Genomic DNA, 16683 nt, shown 5'->3' on the forward strand with positions numbered 1-16683 from the left:
AGAAGAACCGGAGAGAAATTTTTTTACAAATTTTCTCTCCGGTTCTTGAGTTTTAACAGGGCTTTTGAGACAGCCTCGTGTTTCACTCATATCAAATAAATTTGTCAAAATGAACGCGCCGGTTCACTGTATACATAATCACTGCACCGGCCAGCATGACGGTAAATTCGCCCGCTGCCACGGTCAGCCAGGTCCAGAAAAACGGGAGATGGGAAACAAGGTTCAGTTCCCAGTCAATGATGCACATTGTCAGCGTAAAAACGATCGTATTGATCGACAACCGCGCCCATGTATTTTTCACATATTTTGAACAGATGATCGTTGTCAGAAGAGCGATTACCGATTGTCCCGTGCCGAAAACAAGATCATAAGGCAATAATGGCGAAAAAAACAGATTGCCGATAAAAACGCCGCAGACAATACCGAAGAAATATTTTTTGTCAAAGACGACGAGGTGATTCAGCATTTCTGAAATCCGGAACTGGACGGCTGAAAAACTGATCGGCTGAAGAAAAAAGGTCAGGACGATATAAAGGGCCGCCACAATTGCATTCACCGCCAGTGTTCTTAGTTTCATTAGAGAACTTTTCCTCCTTAGTTTTTTGATAGACGTGGGATGATTTCGAACCACGTAAATTCGCTGTATCTGTTTTTAATTAACAATCTTTATTTCAGATAAAATAAAAACTGCCCGGCCTTCTCGAAAGGGCAGGCAGATAATTGTCACAGCTGATTTTCTTATGCGGGTATCAGTTTTCCCTGTTGTTTGAAAGGGCAATCATTAAGATAAAGCGCACCAGTTCCATTGCGGATACGAGCGCCGCAGCAACGTAGGTCATGGCAGCGGCAGACAGTACTTTTCTTGCCTGCTTCTGTTCGCCTTCCTGTACGATGCCGAGATTGACGATTTGTTTCAGAGCGCGTCCGGATGCGTCGAATTCGACAGGCAGCGTCACGATCTGGAACAGAACCGCGGCGGCGAAAAACAGGACACCGAGCGCCGCCAGCTGCATAGCCCCGAAAAGAAAGCCGGCCAGAATCAGAAAATAAGACAGATTCGACCCGATATTGGCTACCGGGACGAGAGCGCTCCTAATGCGCATAAACGTATAATCACTGGCATCCTGAATTGCGTGCCCCACTTCGTGTGCGGCGACGGCCGTTCCGGAAATCGTCGCACTGTTGTAAATACCCGTCGACAGGTTGACCGATTTGTCACGCGGATCATAATGATCGGTGAGCGTCCCTTCCACCTCGCGAATCGAAACATCGTAAAGCCCGTTGTCGTCCAGAATCTTTCTCGCCGTCTGGGCGCCGGTCATTCCGGTTGAATTCTCAACCTGAGCATATTTTCCGTACGTTGATTTAACGCGCATCTGCGCCCAGAGCGGAATCAGCATCAGAATGGCCATGTAAATCAAGAACTGTATCATCCGCATTCCTCCATATCATCTATATAGTCAATTTTAGTCAAATATTGAGCCTTTGTCAAAACCGAAAAATGAAAGAGTCACCTTGTTCCCTTTCTTCGTCTGAAGCGTTCTCCGAAATATTTTCGCAGCGAAACATAAAACAGTGCCAGCAGCACGAAACCGCCGACTGCCGCTATCAAAGGAGACAGGCTGTCAACTGTCGAAGCAGGCGATCTATCGAAAACATCCGTCAGTTCTTTTTCAATGACGGTCAGCTGCTGCAAGCGTGTCTTGTCCTGGACCGTGCTCATGCGATGGTCGGCAAAAGCATTGATACTATTATTCGCAACCCGGACGCCTTCCGGGCTGCCGTCGATCATCAGGGAAGGATAAATGAGCGCGTAACTGTCGAGAAACTGATTCAGATCCGCCTGAAAGGTTGTGTAATCCTGCCTTTTTAAGGCTGTCTGCATGCCCTTTATCGGATCCAGAACCCGGGGCCGCAGTTCTTTCCAGAGCGGGCTGCCGCTGCCGGTCATTGCATCGACGCACAGGCGCAGGGCAATGGCCGCATGGCGGATCTCGCCGGAGTCGCCGCCTGAATTCAATAAAATTTTCAAACGCAGCACAGCCGTGTCGATGATCCGTCCGTCCTCGTCGGAATAGCCCGATTCCGATTGGCTCCAGACGCGGTCAAATTCATTCAGCAGACTTTTCGCAGCATCGGCCCGATCGGCGTCCGCATACTGGAAAATGTGATCAGACAGACTGTTCAACATCTGCTGCTGACTGTCTTTTTCGGATGCCTGGGCATATCCGCCATGAGGAGCTATAAAAAAGAACATGAGGCAGAGTAGAATAGCCGCAAATTCGATTTTCATTGCTTGCCCTCCCTTTCATTCTCAGGGCATTATATGAAAAAAAGGACAAGAATAGACCGGTGTTCGATGAAACACCGGCCGCTATCGACTGCATTCAACTATCCGGAAACTTTTACAACGCACCGTCCTCCGTCTCAAGCATCGAAAGGCCGACACAGGGCACAGAAGGTTCAGCTTTTCAGCGATTTCAACTGCTCGGTCAGTTGATAAAATCGTTCGGCATCGCCTCTGTCGAGCGCGTCATTGATCGCCTCATACAGTTTTTTTTCTGTATACGCTCTTTCGGCAGCTCCTGCGGCATCTTCAGCCGCCCGGCCGTATTTTTTATGCACCGTTTCCTCTATATTCGGGTTTTCCTCGAGAACTGAAAAATACTCGGGATAATAGTGCGCCGATGATAGGGCAACTTTTACATAAACGGCTTCTTCCTGGTTCAGCCTGAGATCGTGAAAGGCTTTTTCCGGATCATTTGTCCGAACCGTCGCCTTTGCATATTCAAAATTTTCCGCACTGTTTTTTCTCTCACAAATCGTCATCGCACGATTACACCCTGCAATGTTATCCACAAAATGGATCAGACCGAGCAGCTTTTCATTGCCCATCATATAATTCAGCAACCAAACCGTTTCGCGATTTCTCAATTCGCGCCGCTCCAACAGCCACTTTAAGAAGGCTTTCTTTTCCACGTTCGACACTATCTGCTCCATTCTATCATCCCCTCTCCGGAATTCAAGAAACGTGTGTCTTTACTCTATATTATCATATTCGCCGCTTAATTTTGATCATCCTGCTTCAATCGTTCAACAAATAAAACTAAATCCTGATTTTCCGGACTGAGACGTGCCGCCTTCTCCAGCACGCTGAGAGCGTCTTTCCTTTTTCCCGTCTCTATCAAATATTCCCCGTATTCCTGAAGAAATTCAGGGTTGTCCTGGAAAGCGGGCCGGCAGGAATCATAATAAGTTCCCGCCTGATCGAGTTGATCCGTACGAAAGTAAGCGGTTGCCAGGAACCAGATCAGCATCGGATCATCCGGTTTGACGGGAGCAAGCAGATCAATGATCGCTTCGTAGTCTTCGTTCTGCGCGTCAAGCTCGGCCATGCGTGTCACAGCTTCTACATTTTCCGGATCATGCTCGTGCCATTTTTTAAAATAATAGGCCGCTTTTTCGGAATGATGAATTTTCAATGCGAGTTTCCCCGCTTCTTCATAAAGCCGGTCATTGTATTCATCAGCTTCCAGTCCCTCTTCAACCGTCTTCAGTGCAAGATCCAGGCTGCCTTCATGCTCGTAGGCATGGGCAAGGACCGGATAGAGGGTGCTGTACCCGGGGTCGAGATCCCGCAGTTCTTCCAGTGCTTTGATGGCTGTCTTAAAATATCCGATCCGCGTCGCCGTCACGGCATAGCCGAATAGTCCATCCAATGTTTTCTCTTTCTTCAGGCCGATCCTGTACGCCTTGACGGACCGTTCAAATTCTCCGCAAAGGCTCAGTGCTTCAGCCAGCTTCAGCTCGACATTCTGATCGGCCAGTTCGCTTTTTCCCTTGGCTGCCTCCAAAAAATCGACCGCTTTTCTTGCCTGCCCGGTTGAAAGATAAAATTCACCAAGCGATAAAAGCAGAACAGGCTCATGGGGAGCTATCTTCAGTGCCCCGAGAAGCTTTTTCTCGGCGACTTCATCAAGCCCCTCCATTTGGTACAAATCTGCCAGCGATACTTGCGCACTCAGGTAGTTCTCATCCAGAGGATGGATCTTTAAAAGATACTCAATCGCGCGATTTTCCTCATTCTTATCAATTAAAAGATCGGAAATCTGGAGTAGAAGCCCGCTGTCGTTCGGGTATCTCCGCAGCAATGTCTCGTAAGCGTGCTCGGCTTCTTCGAGAAAACCGAATTGCTGATAGATTGAAGCCGCCCCGTAAATGGTCTCGTCATCTGCGTCTCTGAGCGTATCCTCAAGCAGCCTCAGCCCTTCGTCCGTTTGTCCGCTCGCCAAAAGCGCATTTGCCGTCTCTAAATGATTCATGATTATTCCCTCCCGGGGCCATGCCGTCCGTCTCATTTTTCTCTTCTACACTCATCTTAGTAAAATTGGAACACCCCTTCAAGAATTAAATCCCGGATACGCAAAAAACCCTGAATGTAACAGACAGGGCCGATGCGCTCTATGCTTAATATAATGACGATTCCTGAATCCGGGCAAGCTGTTCACGGAATGCCGGAAAAGAAACGGCGATGGATTCTGCCCGACGGACAATGACTGCTTCTTTCGATTTCTGGGAGGCAACGGCCAGCATCATACCGATGCGATGATCGCCCGAACTGTCGGCGACGCCTCCTGTAAACAGGCGTTGCGGATGTCCGTGAACAATCATGCCGTCTTCTGTTTCTTCGATATCCGCCCCGATCCGGCTCAGCTCGTTCACCGTGGTCCGTATTCTGTTCGTTTCTTTGACTTTCAGCTCCGAAGCATCGCTGATTACGGTTGTTCCTTCTGCCTCCGTTGCAATAAGCGCCAGTATCGGAATCTCGTCGATCAGTTTCGGGATCAGTCCGCCTCCGACGGCAGCGGCATGGAGCGGCGCGTAATCAACAACGATATCGCAGACCGGCTCGCCGTTCCAAACCCTTTTATTGGTAAAAGCGACTTTGGCTCCCATTTTCTCGAGAACCGGCGCCATTCCCGTTCGCGTCGGATTGACTCCCACGGAATGCAGCACCAGGTGACTGCCCGGCGTCAGCAGAGCCGCGGCAATAAAAAAAGCGGCTGAAGAAAAATCTCCCGGAACGCGTATGTCGGTTCCGGTCAGGACCTGGGGACCGACCAGTTGATGAGTCAGTCCCTCTGTCTGAATCCTGCCTCCGAAGGCTCGGAGCATACGCTCGGTGTGGTCGCGCGAAGCACCGGGCTCCGTCAGCGTCGTTTTTCCTTCTGTCTGCAATCCGGCCAGGATCAAAGCGCTTTTCACCTGAGCGCTGGCCATAGGAAGATGATAGTCAATCGCATGGAGCTTTCTTCCTCGTATGGAGATCGGCGCATACCTGTCTCCGTCCCGTCCCCACAAATCGGCGCCCATTTTCTTTAAAGGACGGATCACCCGGTCCATCGGACGTCCCTGGACGGACGCATCGCCGGCAAGCACCGAGTAAAAAGGCAGAGCGCTCAATAATCCGGAGAGCAGACGGATCGTTGTGCCGGAATTGCCGACATCCAGCACAGTGCCCGGTTCGCTCAGGCCCTCAAAGCCTGTTCCTGTTATAATCAGGCGATCGCCCGATTCATCAATCTTTGCCCCGAGCGCACGCATGCATTGAAGCGTGCTGATGCAGTCGTTGCCGCGCAGGAACCCTTCTACAGTGGTCACTCCATGAGCGATGGCCCCGAAAATGACGGCCCGGTGCGAAATTGATTTATCACCCGGCATTTTCAGTTCCCCTCTCAGAGATCTTCCCCCGCCGTTAAATTGTAAGTCGGTCACCTCTATCACCTGCTAATCGTTCAGATATGTATGGTAGCCCTTCTGCCGCAGAATGGCATGGGCCCTGTCCCGCTGAGACGCTTCCTGGAATGTGAGCCTCATGATGCCCTGATTGTTTTCCCTTGCCTCAATGATCTCGATGTTCGTCAGATTAATTCCGGCACGGCCGATATAACCGGTCACCGTCGATATGGTGTCCGGCCTGTCAGGAATATCGATGAACAGATCATAGTAAGCAGGTATCGCTCCCTTCTCTTTTTTAGGAAAGCCGTCACGGAAAACCTTGGCTTTTCGGAAAAATTCATAGATGGACGGGCCGTTTCCTTTTGCCAGTAAATTTTTCAATTGTTCCATGCTTTGCGTCCACTCTTCCAGCAGTTTGAGCAGGTCGTCGCGGTTGCTCATGACCGTATCCGTCCACATCGTCGGATCCGAGGACGCAATGCGCGTAATGTCGCGGAACCCCCCGGCAGCCAGAAGACGGAGATTAATCCCTTCGATCGGATGGTTCTCCAGATGATGGACGAGCGCAGAAGCAATCAAATGAGGAAAGTGGCTGATCAATCCAACGATCTGATCATGAGTTTCCGGAGTTACGCGAAAAAATTTTGCATGGGTCCCGGACAGCAGATGCTCCAGTTTCTCTATAGGCGCCGGCTCCTGATTTTCCTCGGCGATTAAAAAGTAATAGGCATTTTCAAATAAATTGGCGCGTGCCGCAGACACACCGCTCTTGTGAGAACCGGCCATCGGATGCCCGCCGATGAAATGGCAGCGCCCTTTTAAAGAGTTATCCGCCTGGAGCTCAATCAGCCGTTTTGTACTCCCGACATCCGTCACAATTGCACCGGGCCTCAGTTCTGTTTTCTCCAGTTCCTTAATCATTGAAAGGATTACAGACACCGGGGCGGCGAGTATGATAACATCGGCTGCGGACGCGCCCTTTCCGAAGTTCTCGGCGGATTCGTCAATGATTTGCCGGCGGAGGCCCTCCTCTGTTGCTTTTCTATTTTGATCAAAACCGATGATTTTTACGTTGGGGTGAGCGGAACGTATCGATGCGGCGATCGATCCGCCGATCAGGCCCAGCCCGGCAATCAGAACACTTGTTTGCATGAGACGCGATCCTTCGTTTTATAATAGCGGCATTCTGCTCTTTCGTGCCGCTTATGCTTCGTATCGAGCCGTTTCCAGAGATCAGGCAGTCGGCCAGGCCAAGTCGGCGGTTCAGAAAACGGCTGGTTCTCCCGCCGGATCGGCGGCAGTCCGCCCGGATAGACCGTTCATTCGCCGGGAATATTTGCGGCTGCCCTTGCTTCGGGGACTGCCCCCGAAGAGGTTTCATCCGGCGCCGGTTTATCTGTTTTATTCGGTCCGTTTTCTCTCCTCCGTACTTTGTCAGCCCGTTTTCCCGCTTGATAGGCCTTCAGCCTGCTGAGCGGCGCCTTCATGATCCTTAATTGCCTGATGCTTGCCGAGCAATGTATCCAGCAAGTAACGGCGTATCTCTTCCACAGCGGACGGGCGGCAATCCGGCTGCTGAAGCCGATCCGCTCTCTTTTCAACTTGCGAAACAATGGCGCTTCCGACAATAAAACCGTCCGCATATCCGCGCAGTGCATCCACCTGCTCGCTCGACGAAATGCCGAATCCCACGGCAATCGGCAGCTCGCACGCCTCCCGGACACGTTTGAGAAAAGGAAAAACGTCCGGATGGAACTGCTTGCGGACGCCGGTCACGCCAAGCGAGGAGACGCAGTACAGGAAACCTTGCGCCGAAGCTCCGATTGCCTTCAGCCTGGAGTCCGATGTAGTCGGTGCGACAAGTGAAATCAGACTGATCTCCTGCCCGGAACACCGTGCTGCAAGATCCCTGCTCTCTTCGAACGGCAGATCGGGAACGAGCAGTCCGTCGGCCCCGTTGTCTTTTGCTTCCCGGAAAAATGTATCTTCACCTAATTGTAACAGAAGGTTGCAGTATGTAAATATGATAATCGGGATTTTCACCCCTCTCAACCTTATTTTTTTTACGAGCCGCAGAGCACCGAGCAGCGACATGCCCTTAGAAAGCGCCCGTTTGGAAGCTCTCTGAATGACCGGCCCGTCGGCGAGCGGATCAGAATAGGGAATGCCCAGTTCAAGTGCGCTGGCCCCGGCGGATTGCAGCATAAAAGCCAGTTCTACCGTTGCTTCCTCAGACGGATCCCCCGCTGTTATGAATGGAATAAACATCATCGGCCGTTTCTTATTGACAAAATCACTCATGCGGCTCATCTCTTTTTGCCTCCTTCATCTGTTTTTGCTTTGTCCAGAACGTGCAGGATCGTATGGACATCCTTGTCTCCGCGGCCGGAAAGACAAACGAGTATCGATTGATCCGGCCGCATTGTTTTTGCTTTTTTCATGGCAAGCGCAAGACCGTGCGCGCTCTCAAGCGCCGGCAGGATGCCTTCCGTTTTACACAGTACCATTAATGCATCGACGGCCTCCCGGTCTGTGATCGCTTCATAACGGGCCCGGCCCGATTCGGCGAGATAGGCGTGTTCGGGTCCGATTCCCGGATAGTCCAGCCCGGCGGAAATCGAATAGGGTTCAATGATCTGTCCGTTCGGATCCTGAAGCAGATAAGTCATCGCGCCGTGGATGACGCCCGGACGCCCCTTAGTCAGCGTTGCGGCATGCTCCGCCGTTTCTGTCCCTTTTCCTCCGGCTTCGGCTCCGTAGAGAGCGACCGGGTCCTTAAGAAAAGCGGTAAACAGTCCCATCGCGTTGCTTCCGCCGCCGACGCAGGCGCAAGCGGCGTCCGGCAGTTTTCCTGTCTTCTCGATCATCTGTCTGCGTCCTTCATCGCCGATGATCCGCTGAAAATCACGGACAATCATCGGATAGGGATGCGGCCCGACAACGGATCCGTTCACATACGCCGTGTCTCCGACATTCGCCGCCCAGTATCGCAGCGCTTCGTTGATCGCGTCTTTCAAAGTTCCGTTTCCGGCTGAAACCGGAACAACTTCCGCTCCGAGAAGCCGCATCCGGAACACATTGAGCGCCTGCCGTTCAACGTCCGTCGCCCCCATGAACACTTTGCAAGGCATGCCGAAGTAAGCCGCCACCGTTGCCGTCGCGACGCCGTGCTGGCCGGCGCCTGTTTCGGCGATCATCCGCTTCTTCCCCATTCGCCGTGCAAGCAGTGCCTGACCGACCGCATTATTTATTTTGTGAGCGCCGGTATGATTCAGATCTTCGCGTTTCAGATAGATCTGAGCCCCGCCGACCATTTGGCTGAGCCTTTTGCAATGTGTTACCGGAGTCGGCCGGCCGGAATATTCCCGGAGGATCTGATGGTATTCATCGAGAAACGAGGAATCATGAATTGCCTCATTAAACCCCTCCTCAAGTTCAAGCAGGGCATGCATCAGCGTTTCGGGCACATATTGCCCTCCGAACGGGCCGTAGCGCCCTTTTCTTTTTGTGTTTATATTTTCAGTCTGCGGTTGTCTGATCATTTTGCCTCTCCACCCTTTCTTCAATTTTCCGGATCAGTCTGCCGTCTTTTTGAAAGTTCGTTTCTATACCCGATGCAATATCGATACCGATCGGGTGACGGCTCAGCAGTTTGTCTATATTATCAGGCGATATGCCGCCGGCAATCAGACACGGCGTGTGCAGGCGGGCAGATTCCGCCATGTAGCCGGGTACGCTGTCCCAGTCGAACGAGACGCCTGTCCCGCCGATAGCGCCTTTAACTTTCGTATCGATGATATATCCATCGACAATGCCTGCATAGCGGCGCATCGCTTCAAGGGTATTCTTTCCATGGCGAAGCGCCTTCCAAACCGTTCTTCCCGTCTTCGACCTGACCCTCTCCACATAGGGCGGCTGTTCCGCACCATGAAGCTGTATCACCTGAAGAGGAACCGTCTGCAGCACTTTTTCGATCCGTTCGACGGAATCATCCGCAAAGACGCCGACCAGCTTTTTCCCCTTTACTTCGGTCCTTTTCAGCCATTCCGCGACCTGATCGGCTCTCACGGTCCGTTTGCTTTTCCGCGTAAAAATAAAACCGAGATAATCGGCACGGCTGGCCGCCGTTATTTTAACGTCGGAAAGCGAATGATTGCCGCAGTATTTAAGCACGGGGCGCATGCGCGTTCACTTCCTCGCCGAACAAGGCGCGCACTTTGTCTTTCGGCGAATGGGCGCGGATCAATGCTTCGCCGACGAGTGCGGCATCCGCACCGTGATTTTTCAGATACATCACATCTGCTGCCGACTGAACACCCGACTCACTGACTAAAAGTGCATTGCCGGGGATGATCCTTTCGAGTTCCGCAGTCACTTCCAGTTTCGTTTCAAATGTTTTCAGATTACGATTGTTCACACCGATTATTTCAGGTGTAAATTTAGAAAGAACCGCTTCGGCCTCCTCGGCCCGGTGCACTTCCACGAGTGATTCCAGCCCTCTCTCCTGTGCCGCCAAATAAAGCTCATGCAATTGGTCGGGATCCAGCGCGGCGGCGATCAGCAGGACCGCATCCGCTCCGATTCGGAAAGCCTCTTCAATCTGCCGTTCTTCAATGATAAAATCTTTTCGAAGCACAGGGAGGCCGACAGATTTTTTGACCTTGATCAGGTTCCCGGCCGATCCGTGAAAATAAGTCCGGTCCGTCAGGACGCTGATTGCATCGGCACCGCCGTCTTCATAGGCTTCGGCAATAGCCGCCGCATTGATCTTTTCGCGAAACAGGCCTTTTGACGGAGAAGCCTGCTTGATTTCAGCAATCAGACCGAGTGCATGATGCGGCCGGGCGAGCGCCTTTTTGAGCGAGCGGCGCTCGATGGCCGGGATCGGCTCCGGCATCCGGAAATGCTCCAGTTCCTCTTTTTTCGTCTGTAAAATGCGATCAAGAATCGTCTTATACATGAGAAACTTCCTCCGTCTGTGTCCGGAGTAGGTTCAGCTGTTCCAGTGCCTTTCCGTTTTCAATGGCCCGATTCGCCTCGTGGATGCCTTCAGCAATGGAATCCATCCTTCCGGCAACGTACAACCCTGCGCCGGCATTCAGAAGCACCGCATTCATAGCGCTGCGGTTTTGCGTTTTTCCGGAGAATATCGCTTCGATCAAGGCGGCGCTCTCGGCAGGGGTTTTCACCTGAATGTCTTCCAGCCTGCCGGCGCTCAGCCCGACGTCTTCAGGCATGAGCGAAAAAGAATGGATTCTTTGATCTTCAATGAGATACGCCCGGGTCCGGCCGGTAATGGTCAGTTCATCCATTCCGTCATCGCCGGTGACGACAAGCGCCCTGCGCGTACCCAGTTTCACAATGGCATTCGCATAGGCTTCCGCGGCTTTTCTGCTATAAACGCCCAGAAGCTGACGCTCTGCACCCGCCGGATTGGTCAGAGGGCCGAGCATATTGAAAATTGTCCTGAACCCGAGTGCTTTGCGCGGTTCAATTGCATATTTCATTGAAGCGTGATACAGCGGAGCGAATAAAAAGCACATGTGTGTCTGTTCGAGGAGGGACGCCGCCTGTTCCGGAGTCGTCCGGATCGAAATTCCGAGCGCTTCGAGCACATCGGCGGCACCGCTGGTCGATGAAACCGAGCGATTGCCGTGTTTGGCAACGTTGACACCGAGGCCCGACAGCAGAATGGCGCTGGCGGTTGAGATGTTGAACGTTGCCGTGCCGTCGCCGCCCGTTCCGACGATATCCAGCAGCTCTTTATCATAGTGGACCGGCTTCGCGTGCGCTCTCATGCTGCGGACGCATCCCGCCAGTTCATCGGCCGTTTCCCCCCTCATACTGAGAAGCGACAGGAAACCGGCAATCTGGCACGGGTCTGCCCGTCCCTCCATAATTTCATCCATCAATTCTGCGGCTTCCTGTTCCGTTAAAGTCTTGCCTTTGACCAATTCTTTCAACTTTTTCTGAAACATTTTTCCCCACTCCTCTTTTCTGAGGAATGAGCACAGCGAGGTTAAGAGAGGGAAGCGACGCTCCGTGCTGCGCAGGGAGTCCGTCCGAAGTTAGCAAAAACCCGCGGGCGAAGTGCGGCCAGCGGGTTTATTCTCAGTTTTAATCTTTCAACCCTCAGCTCTTCTCAACTCGGCTCATTCTGTTTTCTCAGCTCTCAGTCTCTGCCGATCCCGTCCTCCGACACGATCCGGCTGAATCTCCGGCAGTAAATTTCTGCGAAGATGTAGTTTAATCATAGCCAACTCATTTAAATCTGTCAATCATTCATGAACGAAAGCAGCGTCTCCCTGACCAGTTTTTCCGGAACCGGCTTTGTCTCCGGCTTTCCGATCGATTTCAAGAGAACGAAATGATAATGTCCGTTTCTGTTCTTCTTGTCATACTTCATTTGTTCGATCAGTCCGTCTGCCGTCGGACCACAGGGCACTTTTGTCGGCAGCCCAAGCTCCGTGTACCAATCCGTTATGTCCTTAACCGGCAATGAGCAGCCGTAATAGGCTTCGCTCAGCTTCAGCGCAAACAGCGACCCGACGGCAACGCCTTCTCCGTGAGTCAGTACGCCGAAGCCGAGTTCCTTCTCGAGTGCATGGCCGAGCGTGTGGCCGAAATTAAGGAATTGGCGCGGCCCGCTTTCATGCTCGTCAAGCTCGACAATTCCCGCCTTCACGGATATGCCGCGTATAAGAAACGCACCTGCTGACGCCGGTGTCAGTTCTGAACGGCCGGGTATCGCTTCTTTCAGTTCCTGATAAAAATCGGGAGAACTGATCAGGCTGTGTTTGATCAGTTCGGCAAAACCGGACTGCAGTTCCCTGAACGGCAATGTTTCAAGGGTTGCCGTATCGTAAATAACCGCTGCCGGCGGATAGAAAGCACCGATCAGATTCTTTCCCAGAGCGTGGTCAATGCCCACTTTTCCTCCGACGCTGCTGTCATGGGCGAGCAGCGTTGTCGGCATCTGCAGGAAAGCGACGCCTCTCAGATAAGTCGCAGCCACGAAACCGGCAAGATCACCGACGACTCCGCCGCCGAGAGCGATGACGCCGGCGTTTCTGTCCAGTTTTTTCTCGAGCATGTCGGTAATAATCCGATGGTACTCACTAAGATTTTTAGACTGCTCCCCGGCTTCGACAATATAATGGAAAACCTTTCTGTTCCGCAGCGTCTGCTCCAGTTTGTTGAGGTACATCGGCGCGACATGGCTGTCGGTAACAATATAACAGGCTGAATAGACGTCTTTTATCAGTTCATCCGCCTTCGTCAAAAGTCCTCTTCCGACAAAAATCGGATAACGGCCTGTCTTCGTCCCGATCATCAGCTTTTCCATCAGAAAGACCTCACACGTTTTTGATAGGCGGCCCACGCGGCCGTCATATCGGTCAGGCAATCTCCGCCGAATTTTTCACTAACTGCCTTTGCCAGTTCCCAGGCAACGACGGCTTCACAGACAACACTCGCGGCCGGCACCGCACAATTATCCGATCGTTCGATGCTGGCGCTGAACGGCTCCTTCGTGTTGATGTCGATGCTCTGAAGCGGTTTATACAGTGTAGGAATCGGCTTCATGACGCCGCGCACGATGATCGGCATACCGTTCGTCATACCGCCTTCGAATCCGCCGAGCCGATTGGTCCGCCGCGTATAACCCTGCTCTTCCGACCAAAGGATCTCGTCCTGAACCTGACTGCCGGGACGGTGCGCCATGTCGAAACCGATGCCGAATTCGACTCCCTTAAAGGCATTAATGCTGAGCACCGCTCCTGCAATCCGCGCGTCAAGCTTCCGGTCGTAGTGGACATGGCTTCCAAGTCCGATCGGCGCTCCTGTTGCCACGACTTCAACGATTCCTCCCAGCGAATCGCCGTTTTCCTTCGCACGGTCGATTGCCTCAATCATTTTGCGGGCTGCTTCCGGATCAAGACAGCGCACCGGTGAATTCTCCGATGCCTTTTTCATTTCTTCAATGGTGTCCGGCAGCGGCGTTCCGTCGGCGACGCCGCCGATTTCCGTGACCCGGCCGGCGATATCGATGCCGAATGGTTTCAGAAACTGCTTTGCCACAGCGCCGATTGCCACACGAATCGCTGTTTCGCGGGCCGATGAACGTTCAAGAACATTGCGCATATCCCTGTGATTGTACTTAATGCCCCCGTTCAGATCGGCATGGCCCGGCCGCGGCCTGGTTACCTGTTTTTTTATTCTTTCCGGATCGTCCGGGACCTGGACGCCCATGATATCCTTCCAGTGCGTCCAGTCGCGGTTTTCAATGACCAGGGCCATCGGCGCTCCCGTCGTTTTTCCGTGGCGCACGCCGGAAAGAATCTGCACCTGATCCGATTCGATGGTCATACGGCGGCCGCGGCCGTAGCCGCCCTGCCGCCTTTTCAGTTCACGGTCGATTTCGGAAATGTCGATGTCCACCTCTGAAGGAAGTCCCTCGATAATGGCCGTCAATTGCGGGCCATGTGATTCTCCAGCAGTCAAAAATCTCATGTGATTACCCCTCAATACCCGATTTTTCATAGAAAAAAGTTTCCGCCGATCGCAATTGGTACGTTTCCGGATGAAAGATTTGTTCTGTGCTTCCTACAAACAGAATTCCATCTTCTCTTAATGAATCGCTTAATTTATGATAAATCTTTTTCTTGCCTTCCTCAGTAAAATAGATAAGAACGTTTCTGCAGACAACCACGTCAAATTTTCCCGGTGCAGGATCATGAAGCAAATCATGGCGGATAAAGCGGATGGATTGTTTCAGTTTGTCATCCATGCAGTAGAAAAGTCCGTCTCTGCTAAAATAGCGGATTCGCTCCTCAGAAGTGAGCGATTCGACAGCACTTTCAAGGTAACGGCCTTCCCTGGCCTTCTCCAGAACCGTTTGATCGATGTCACTCGCAATTATAGAAAAGCGGCCGGCCGGCAGAATCCGGTCGAGGATCATGGCCAGCGAATAGGGCTCCTCGCCTGTCGAACAGGCGGCGCTCCAGACCGACAGAGACCTTCCGCCGCCGCTGCAATAGTGCTGAATCTTCTTTTCAAGAACATTCCATCTTTGCCGATTGCGAAAAAATTCCGTCACATTAATGGTCATCCTGTCGAGAAATTCCTTGAGCAACGGTTCGGACTTCTTCATCTCGTAAAAAAAAGAGACAAAGGAGGGCATCCCCCTGCGGATTCTCAGCGTGTTGAGACGGCGCTTCATCTGTTCTTCTTTATAAAGAGACAGATTAATGCCTGTGAACTGAAAGAGCAGATTTTTAAACTGTTCGTAATCCTGATCCGCCAGCTTAAGGTTTTCTCCCTGTTCCAAAGCGATCAGCCCTTGACAAATTCATTTTCATTGAAAAAAAGATGAATTTCCCGTTCCGCACTTTCAGGGGAATCGGATCCATGGATAACATTACGGTTGACAAGCGTCGCAAAATCGCCGCGGATTGTACCCGGCAGCGCTTTTTTAGGGTCGGTTGATCCCATCATCATTCGTGACAGCTCAATAATGTCATTGCCCTCCCAGACCATGGCAAAGACAGGTCCCGATGTCATAAAAGAAATCAGATCCGGATAAAAGGGCTTTCCTTCATGTTCACTGTAATGTTTCCCGGCCAGTTCTTCGGGAATGACCATCAGCTTGCCCGCAATCATACGGAATCCCTTTTCTTCAAATCGCGACACAATCCGGCCGATCAGGCCCCTCCTAACGGCATCCGGTTTAACCATCAAAAATGTTTGCTGCATCACTTTACCTCCTCAGAACTAAATCTGTATATCCTGTTTTTCTGAAACAATCAAACTTTCTACGGCCTGTCCAGCTATGTATGCAACCGGCTCTGTACCGCTTCATTCATTCCCGCTGCCGCGGGAAAATAATCATTGCGGCGTCCTGTCTCAGTACCGCCTCTTTCCGATATATTCGGCAATTTCCCTGAGTGAATGTGTGGCCTTGGCAGCGGGCAGTTGATCCAATATGTCTTTTGCTTTCTGAAGATAGCGGTCGCTCAGTCTCTCCGATGCCTCAATGGCGCCGGAATCCCTGATCAGGTCGATGACTGCATTCCAGTCATTTTCGGATGGATTCTCAGATTCCAGTATAGCGACAATCCGATTGTGAAGATCCTGTTTCTGCAATGCGTAATAAGTAGGCAACGTTATGTTTCCATTTCTCAGATCGCTGCCTGCAGGCTTTCCCAACTGCTTGTCGGTGCCGACAAAATCCAGAATATCATCGGTAATCTGATAACTCATGCCGAGAAAATAGCCATAATAATAGAGCCTGCGCGCGACAGCCGCGTCGCTCCCCGAAGAAAGCGCGCCCAGCTGGCAGCTGAGCGCCATTAGAATGGCCGTTTTACGTTTGATTCTCAATAAATAACAGCGCAGATTTTGTTTCCAATTGTAAAGATCTTTAATCTGATCGATTTCTCCGAGACTGAGATCGCGGATCACTCGGGAAAGGAGCCGATGGGCTTCCGGGCTTTTGAAACCGGAAATAATTTCAATGGCTCTGGCAAAAATAAAATCACCGGTGTACATGGCTACCCGATTGTCCCATTGAGCCTTGACGGTGGGTTTGCCGCGGCGCAGATCGGAATCATCAATGACATCGTCATGAACGAGGGACGCCATATGGATCAGTTCGAGAGTCGCCGCCGAATCAATAATCTCCGGCCGCGTCGGATCGCCGTACTGAGCTGAAATGAGCGCAAGCAACGGACGGATCCTTTTTCCCCCCGCTCTGAGCAGATTCATGGAAGCTTCGCTAAGAATCGGATGCGGCGCTTCCAGAGCTTTTTCAAGCCTGTTCTCAATCGCTTTCATATTATTTTTCTGTTCTGCATAAATACTCGCCAGTGCCATTCAATTCACCCTTCATTGCAGTCCTGTGCATTCATTTCATGACTTATGGATGTCTCTGCCGGTCTGCACATC

17 protein-coding genes and 1 riboswitch are annotated in these 16683 nt (G+C 51.8%); all 17 genes read right to left on the bottom strand.

Features of this window, described 5'->3' with window-relative positions; genetic code table 11:
* Positions 1–91 precede the first annotated feature (91 nt).
* Positions 92–577, bottom strand: a complete 486-nt coding sequence (locus tag Q6A92_RS10555) for a QueT transporter family protein (protein ID WP_332238114.1) — start codon at positions 575–577, stop codon at positions 92–94.
* An 11-nt stretch (positions 578–588) separates the two neighbouring features.
* Positions 589–637: riboswitch (PreQ1 riboswitch) on the bottom strand.
* A 112-nt stretch (positions 638–749) separates the two neighbouring features.
* Positions 750–1433, bottom strand: a complete 684-nt coding sequence (locus tag Q6A92_RS10560; protein ID WP_274399408.1) for a zinc metallopeptidase — start codon at positions 1431–1433, stop codon at positions 750–752.
* A 77-nt stretch (positions 1434–1510) separates the two neighbouring features.
* A complete protein-coding gene (locus Q6A92_RS10565) occupies positions 1511–2293 on the bottom strand; it encodes a sporulation protein YpjB (RefSeq protein ID WP_332238115.1) in 783 nt (260 codons plus the stop codon).
* Positions 2294–2463: 170 nt separating this feature from the next.
* Positions 2464–3000: a YpiB family protein gene (locus Q6A92_RS10570; RefSeq protein ID WP_274399406.1), complete on the bottom strand. Its 537-nt coding sequence runs from the start codon at positions 2998–3000 to the stop codon at positions 2464–2466.
* 65 nt (positions 3001–3065) lie between these two features.
* Positions 3066–4322: a tetratricopeptide repeat protein gene (locus Q6A92_RS10575; RefSeq protein WP_274399405.1), complete on the bottom strand. Its 1257-nt coding sequence runs from the start codon at positions 4320–4322 to the stop codon at positions 3066–3068.
* A gap of 145 nt (positions 4323–4467) precedes the next feature.
* The gene (gene aroA, locus Q6A92_RS10580; protein WP_332238117.1) at positions 4468–5775 is read right to left on the bottom strand and encodes a 3-phosphoshikimate 1-carboxyvinyltransferase; all 1308 of its coding nucleotides are present in this window, start codon (positions 5773–5775) and stop codon (positions 4468–4470) included.
* A 12-nt stretch (positions 5776–5787) separates the two neighbouring features.
* On the bottom strand, positions 5788–6891 hold the full coding sequence (locus Q6A92_RS10585; protein WP_332238119.1) for a prephenate dehydrogenase: 1104 nt from the start codon (positions 6889–6891) through the stop codon (positions 5788–5790).
* A gap of 282 nt (positions 6892–7173) precedes the next feature.
* Complete coding sequence (trpA, locus tag Q6A92_RS10590; protein ID WP_443029721.1) at positions 7174–8040, bottom strand: tryptophan synthase subunit alpha; 867 nt, start codon at positions 8038–8040, stop codon at positions 7174–7176.
* 5 nt (positions 8041–8045) lie between these two features.
* Positions 8046–9281 (bottom strand): tryptophan synthase subunit beta, encoded by a 1236-nt coding sequence (trpB, locus tag Q6A92_RS10595; protein ID WP_274399401.1) that lies wholly within the window; start codon positions 9279–9281, stop codon positions 8046–8048.
* Positions 9259–9921, bottom strand: a complete 663-nt coding sequence (locus Q6A92_RS10600) for a phosphoribosylanthranilate isomerase (RefSeq protein WP_332238121.1) — start codon at positions 9919–9921, stop codon at positions 9259–9261. The genes trpB and Q6A92_RS10600 overlap by 23 nt, the downstream gene beginning before the upstream one ends.
* On the bottom strand, positions 9905–10687 hold the full coding sequence (gene trpC / locus Q6A92_RS10605) for an indole-3-glycerol phosphate synthase TrpC (protein ID WP_332238155.1): 783 nt from the start codon (positions 10685–10687) through the stop codon (positions 9905–9907). Before trpC ends, Q6A92_RS10600 begins: the two co-directional genes overlap by 17 nt.
* A 4-nt stretch (positions 10688–10691) precedes the next feature.
* Positions 10692–11717 (bottom strand): anthranilate phosphoribosyltransferase, encoded by a 1026-nt coding sequence (gene trpD, locus Q6A92_RS10610; RefSeq protein WP_332238122.1) that lies wholly within the window; start codon positions 11715–11717, stop codon positions 10692–10694.
* A 296-nt stretch (positions 11718–12013) separates the two neighbouring features.
* Entirely contained in the window at positions 12014–13084 is a 1071-nt protein-coding gene (aroB, locus tag Q6A92_RS10615) for a 3-dehydroquinate synthase (protein ID WP_332238123.1), read from the bottom strand.
* Entirely contained in the window at positions 13084–14250 is a 1167-nt protein-coding gene (gene aroC / locus Q6A92_RS10620) for a chorismate synthase (protein WP_332238124.1), read from the bottom strand. The genes aroB and aroC overlap by 1 nt, the downstream gene beginning before the upstream one ends.
* A gap of 4 nt (positions 14251–14254) precedes the next feature.
* Positions 14255–15076 (bottom strand): CheR family methyltransferase, encoded by an 822-nt coding sequence (locus tag Q6A92_RS10625; RefSeq protein WP_443029722.1) that lies wholly within the window; start codon positions 15074–15076, stop codon positions 14255–14257.
* Entirely contained in the window at positions 15073–15492 is a 420-nt protein-coding gene (ndk, locus tag Q6A92_RS10630; protein WP_274399391.1) for a nucleoside-diphosphate kinase, read from the bottom strand. The genes Q6A92_RS10625 and ndk overlap by 4 nt, the downstream gene beginning before the upstream one ends.
* A 150-nt stretch (positions 15493–15642) precedes the next feature.
* Complete coding sequence (locus Q6A92_RS10635) at positions 15643–16611, bottom strand: polyprenyl synthetase family protein (RefSeq protein ID WP_274399390.1); 969 nt, start codon at positions 16609–16611, stop codon at positions 15643–15645.
* Positions 16612–16683 lie beyond the last annotated feature (72 nt).

It is taken from the genome of Sporolactobacillus sp. KGMB 08714 (assembly GCF_036598985.1).
In the GTDB taxonomy this organism is placed as follows: Bacteria; Bacillota; Bacilli; order Bacillales; family Sporolactobacillaceae; genus Sporolactobacillus.

Bases quoted from the DNA above. Each gene is read 5' to 3' on its own strand.
- ndk (WP_274399391.1), bottom strand. From the start codon at position 15,492: ATGCAGCAAACATTTTTGATGGTTAAACCGGATGCCGTTAGGAGGGGC.
- Q6A92_RS10555 (WP_332238114.1), bottom strand. From the start codon at position 577: ATGAAACTAAGAACACTGGCGGTGAATGCAATTGTGGCGGCCCTTTAT.
- trpA (WP_443029721.1), bottom strand. From the start codon at position 8,040: ATGAGTGATTTTGTCAATAAGAAACGGCCGATGATGTTTATTCCATTC.
- Q6A92_RS10635 (WP_274399390.1), bottom strand. From the start codon at position 16,611: ATGGCACTGGCGAGTATTTATGCAGAACAGAAAAATAATATGAAAGCG.
- trpB (WP_274399401.1), bottom strand. From the start codon at position 9,281: ATGATCAGACAACCGCAGACTGAAAATATAAACACAAAAAGAAAAGGG.
- Q6A92_RS10570 (WP_274399406.1), bottom strand. From the start codon at position 3,000: ATGGAGCAGATAGTGTCGAACGTGGAAAAGAAAGCCTTCTTAAAGTGG.
- aroC (WP_332238124.1), bottom strand. From the start codon at position 14,250: ATGAGATTTTTGACTGCTGGAGAATCACATGGCCCGCAATTGACGGCC.
- trpD (WP_332238122.1), bottom strand. From the start codon at position 11,717: ATGTTTCAGAAAAAGTTGAAAGAATTGGTCAAAGGCAAGACTTTAACG.
- Q6A92_RS10585 (WP_332238119.1), bottom strand. From the start codon at position 6,891: ATGCAAACAAGTGTTCTGATTGCCGGGCTGGGCCTGATCGGCGGATCG.
- aroB (WP_332238123.1), bottom strand. From the start codon at position 13,084: ATGGAAAAGCTGATGATCGGGACGAAGACAGGCCGTTATCCGATTTTT.
- Q6A92_RS10575 (WP_274399405.1), bottom strand. From the start codon at position 4,322: ATGAATCATTTAGAGACGGCAAATGCGCTTTTGGCGAGCGGACAAACG.
- Q6A92_RS10600 (WP_332238121.1), bottom strand. From the start codon at position 9,921: ATGCGCCCCGTGCTTAAATACTGCGGCAATCATTCGCTTTCCGACGTT.
- Q6A92_RS10565 (WP_332238115.1), bottom strand. From the start codon at position 2,293: ATGAAAATCGAATTTGCGGCTATTCTACTCTGCCTCATGTTCTTTTTT.
- Q6A92_RS10560 (WP_274399408.1), bottom strand. From the start codon at position 1,433: ATGATACAGTTCTTGATTTACATGGCCATTCTGATGCTGATTCCGCTC.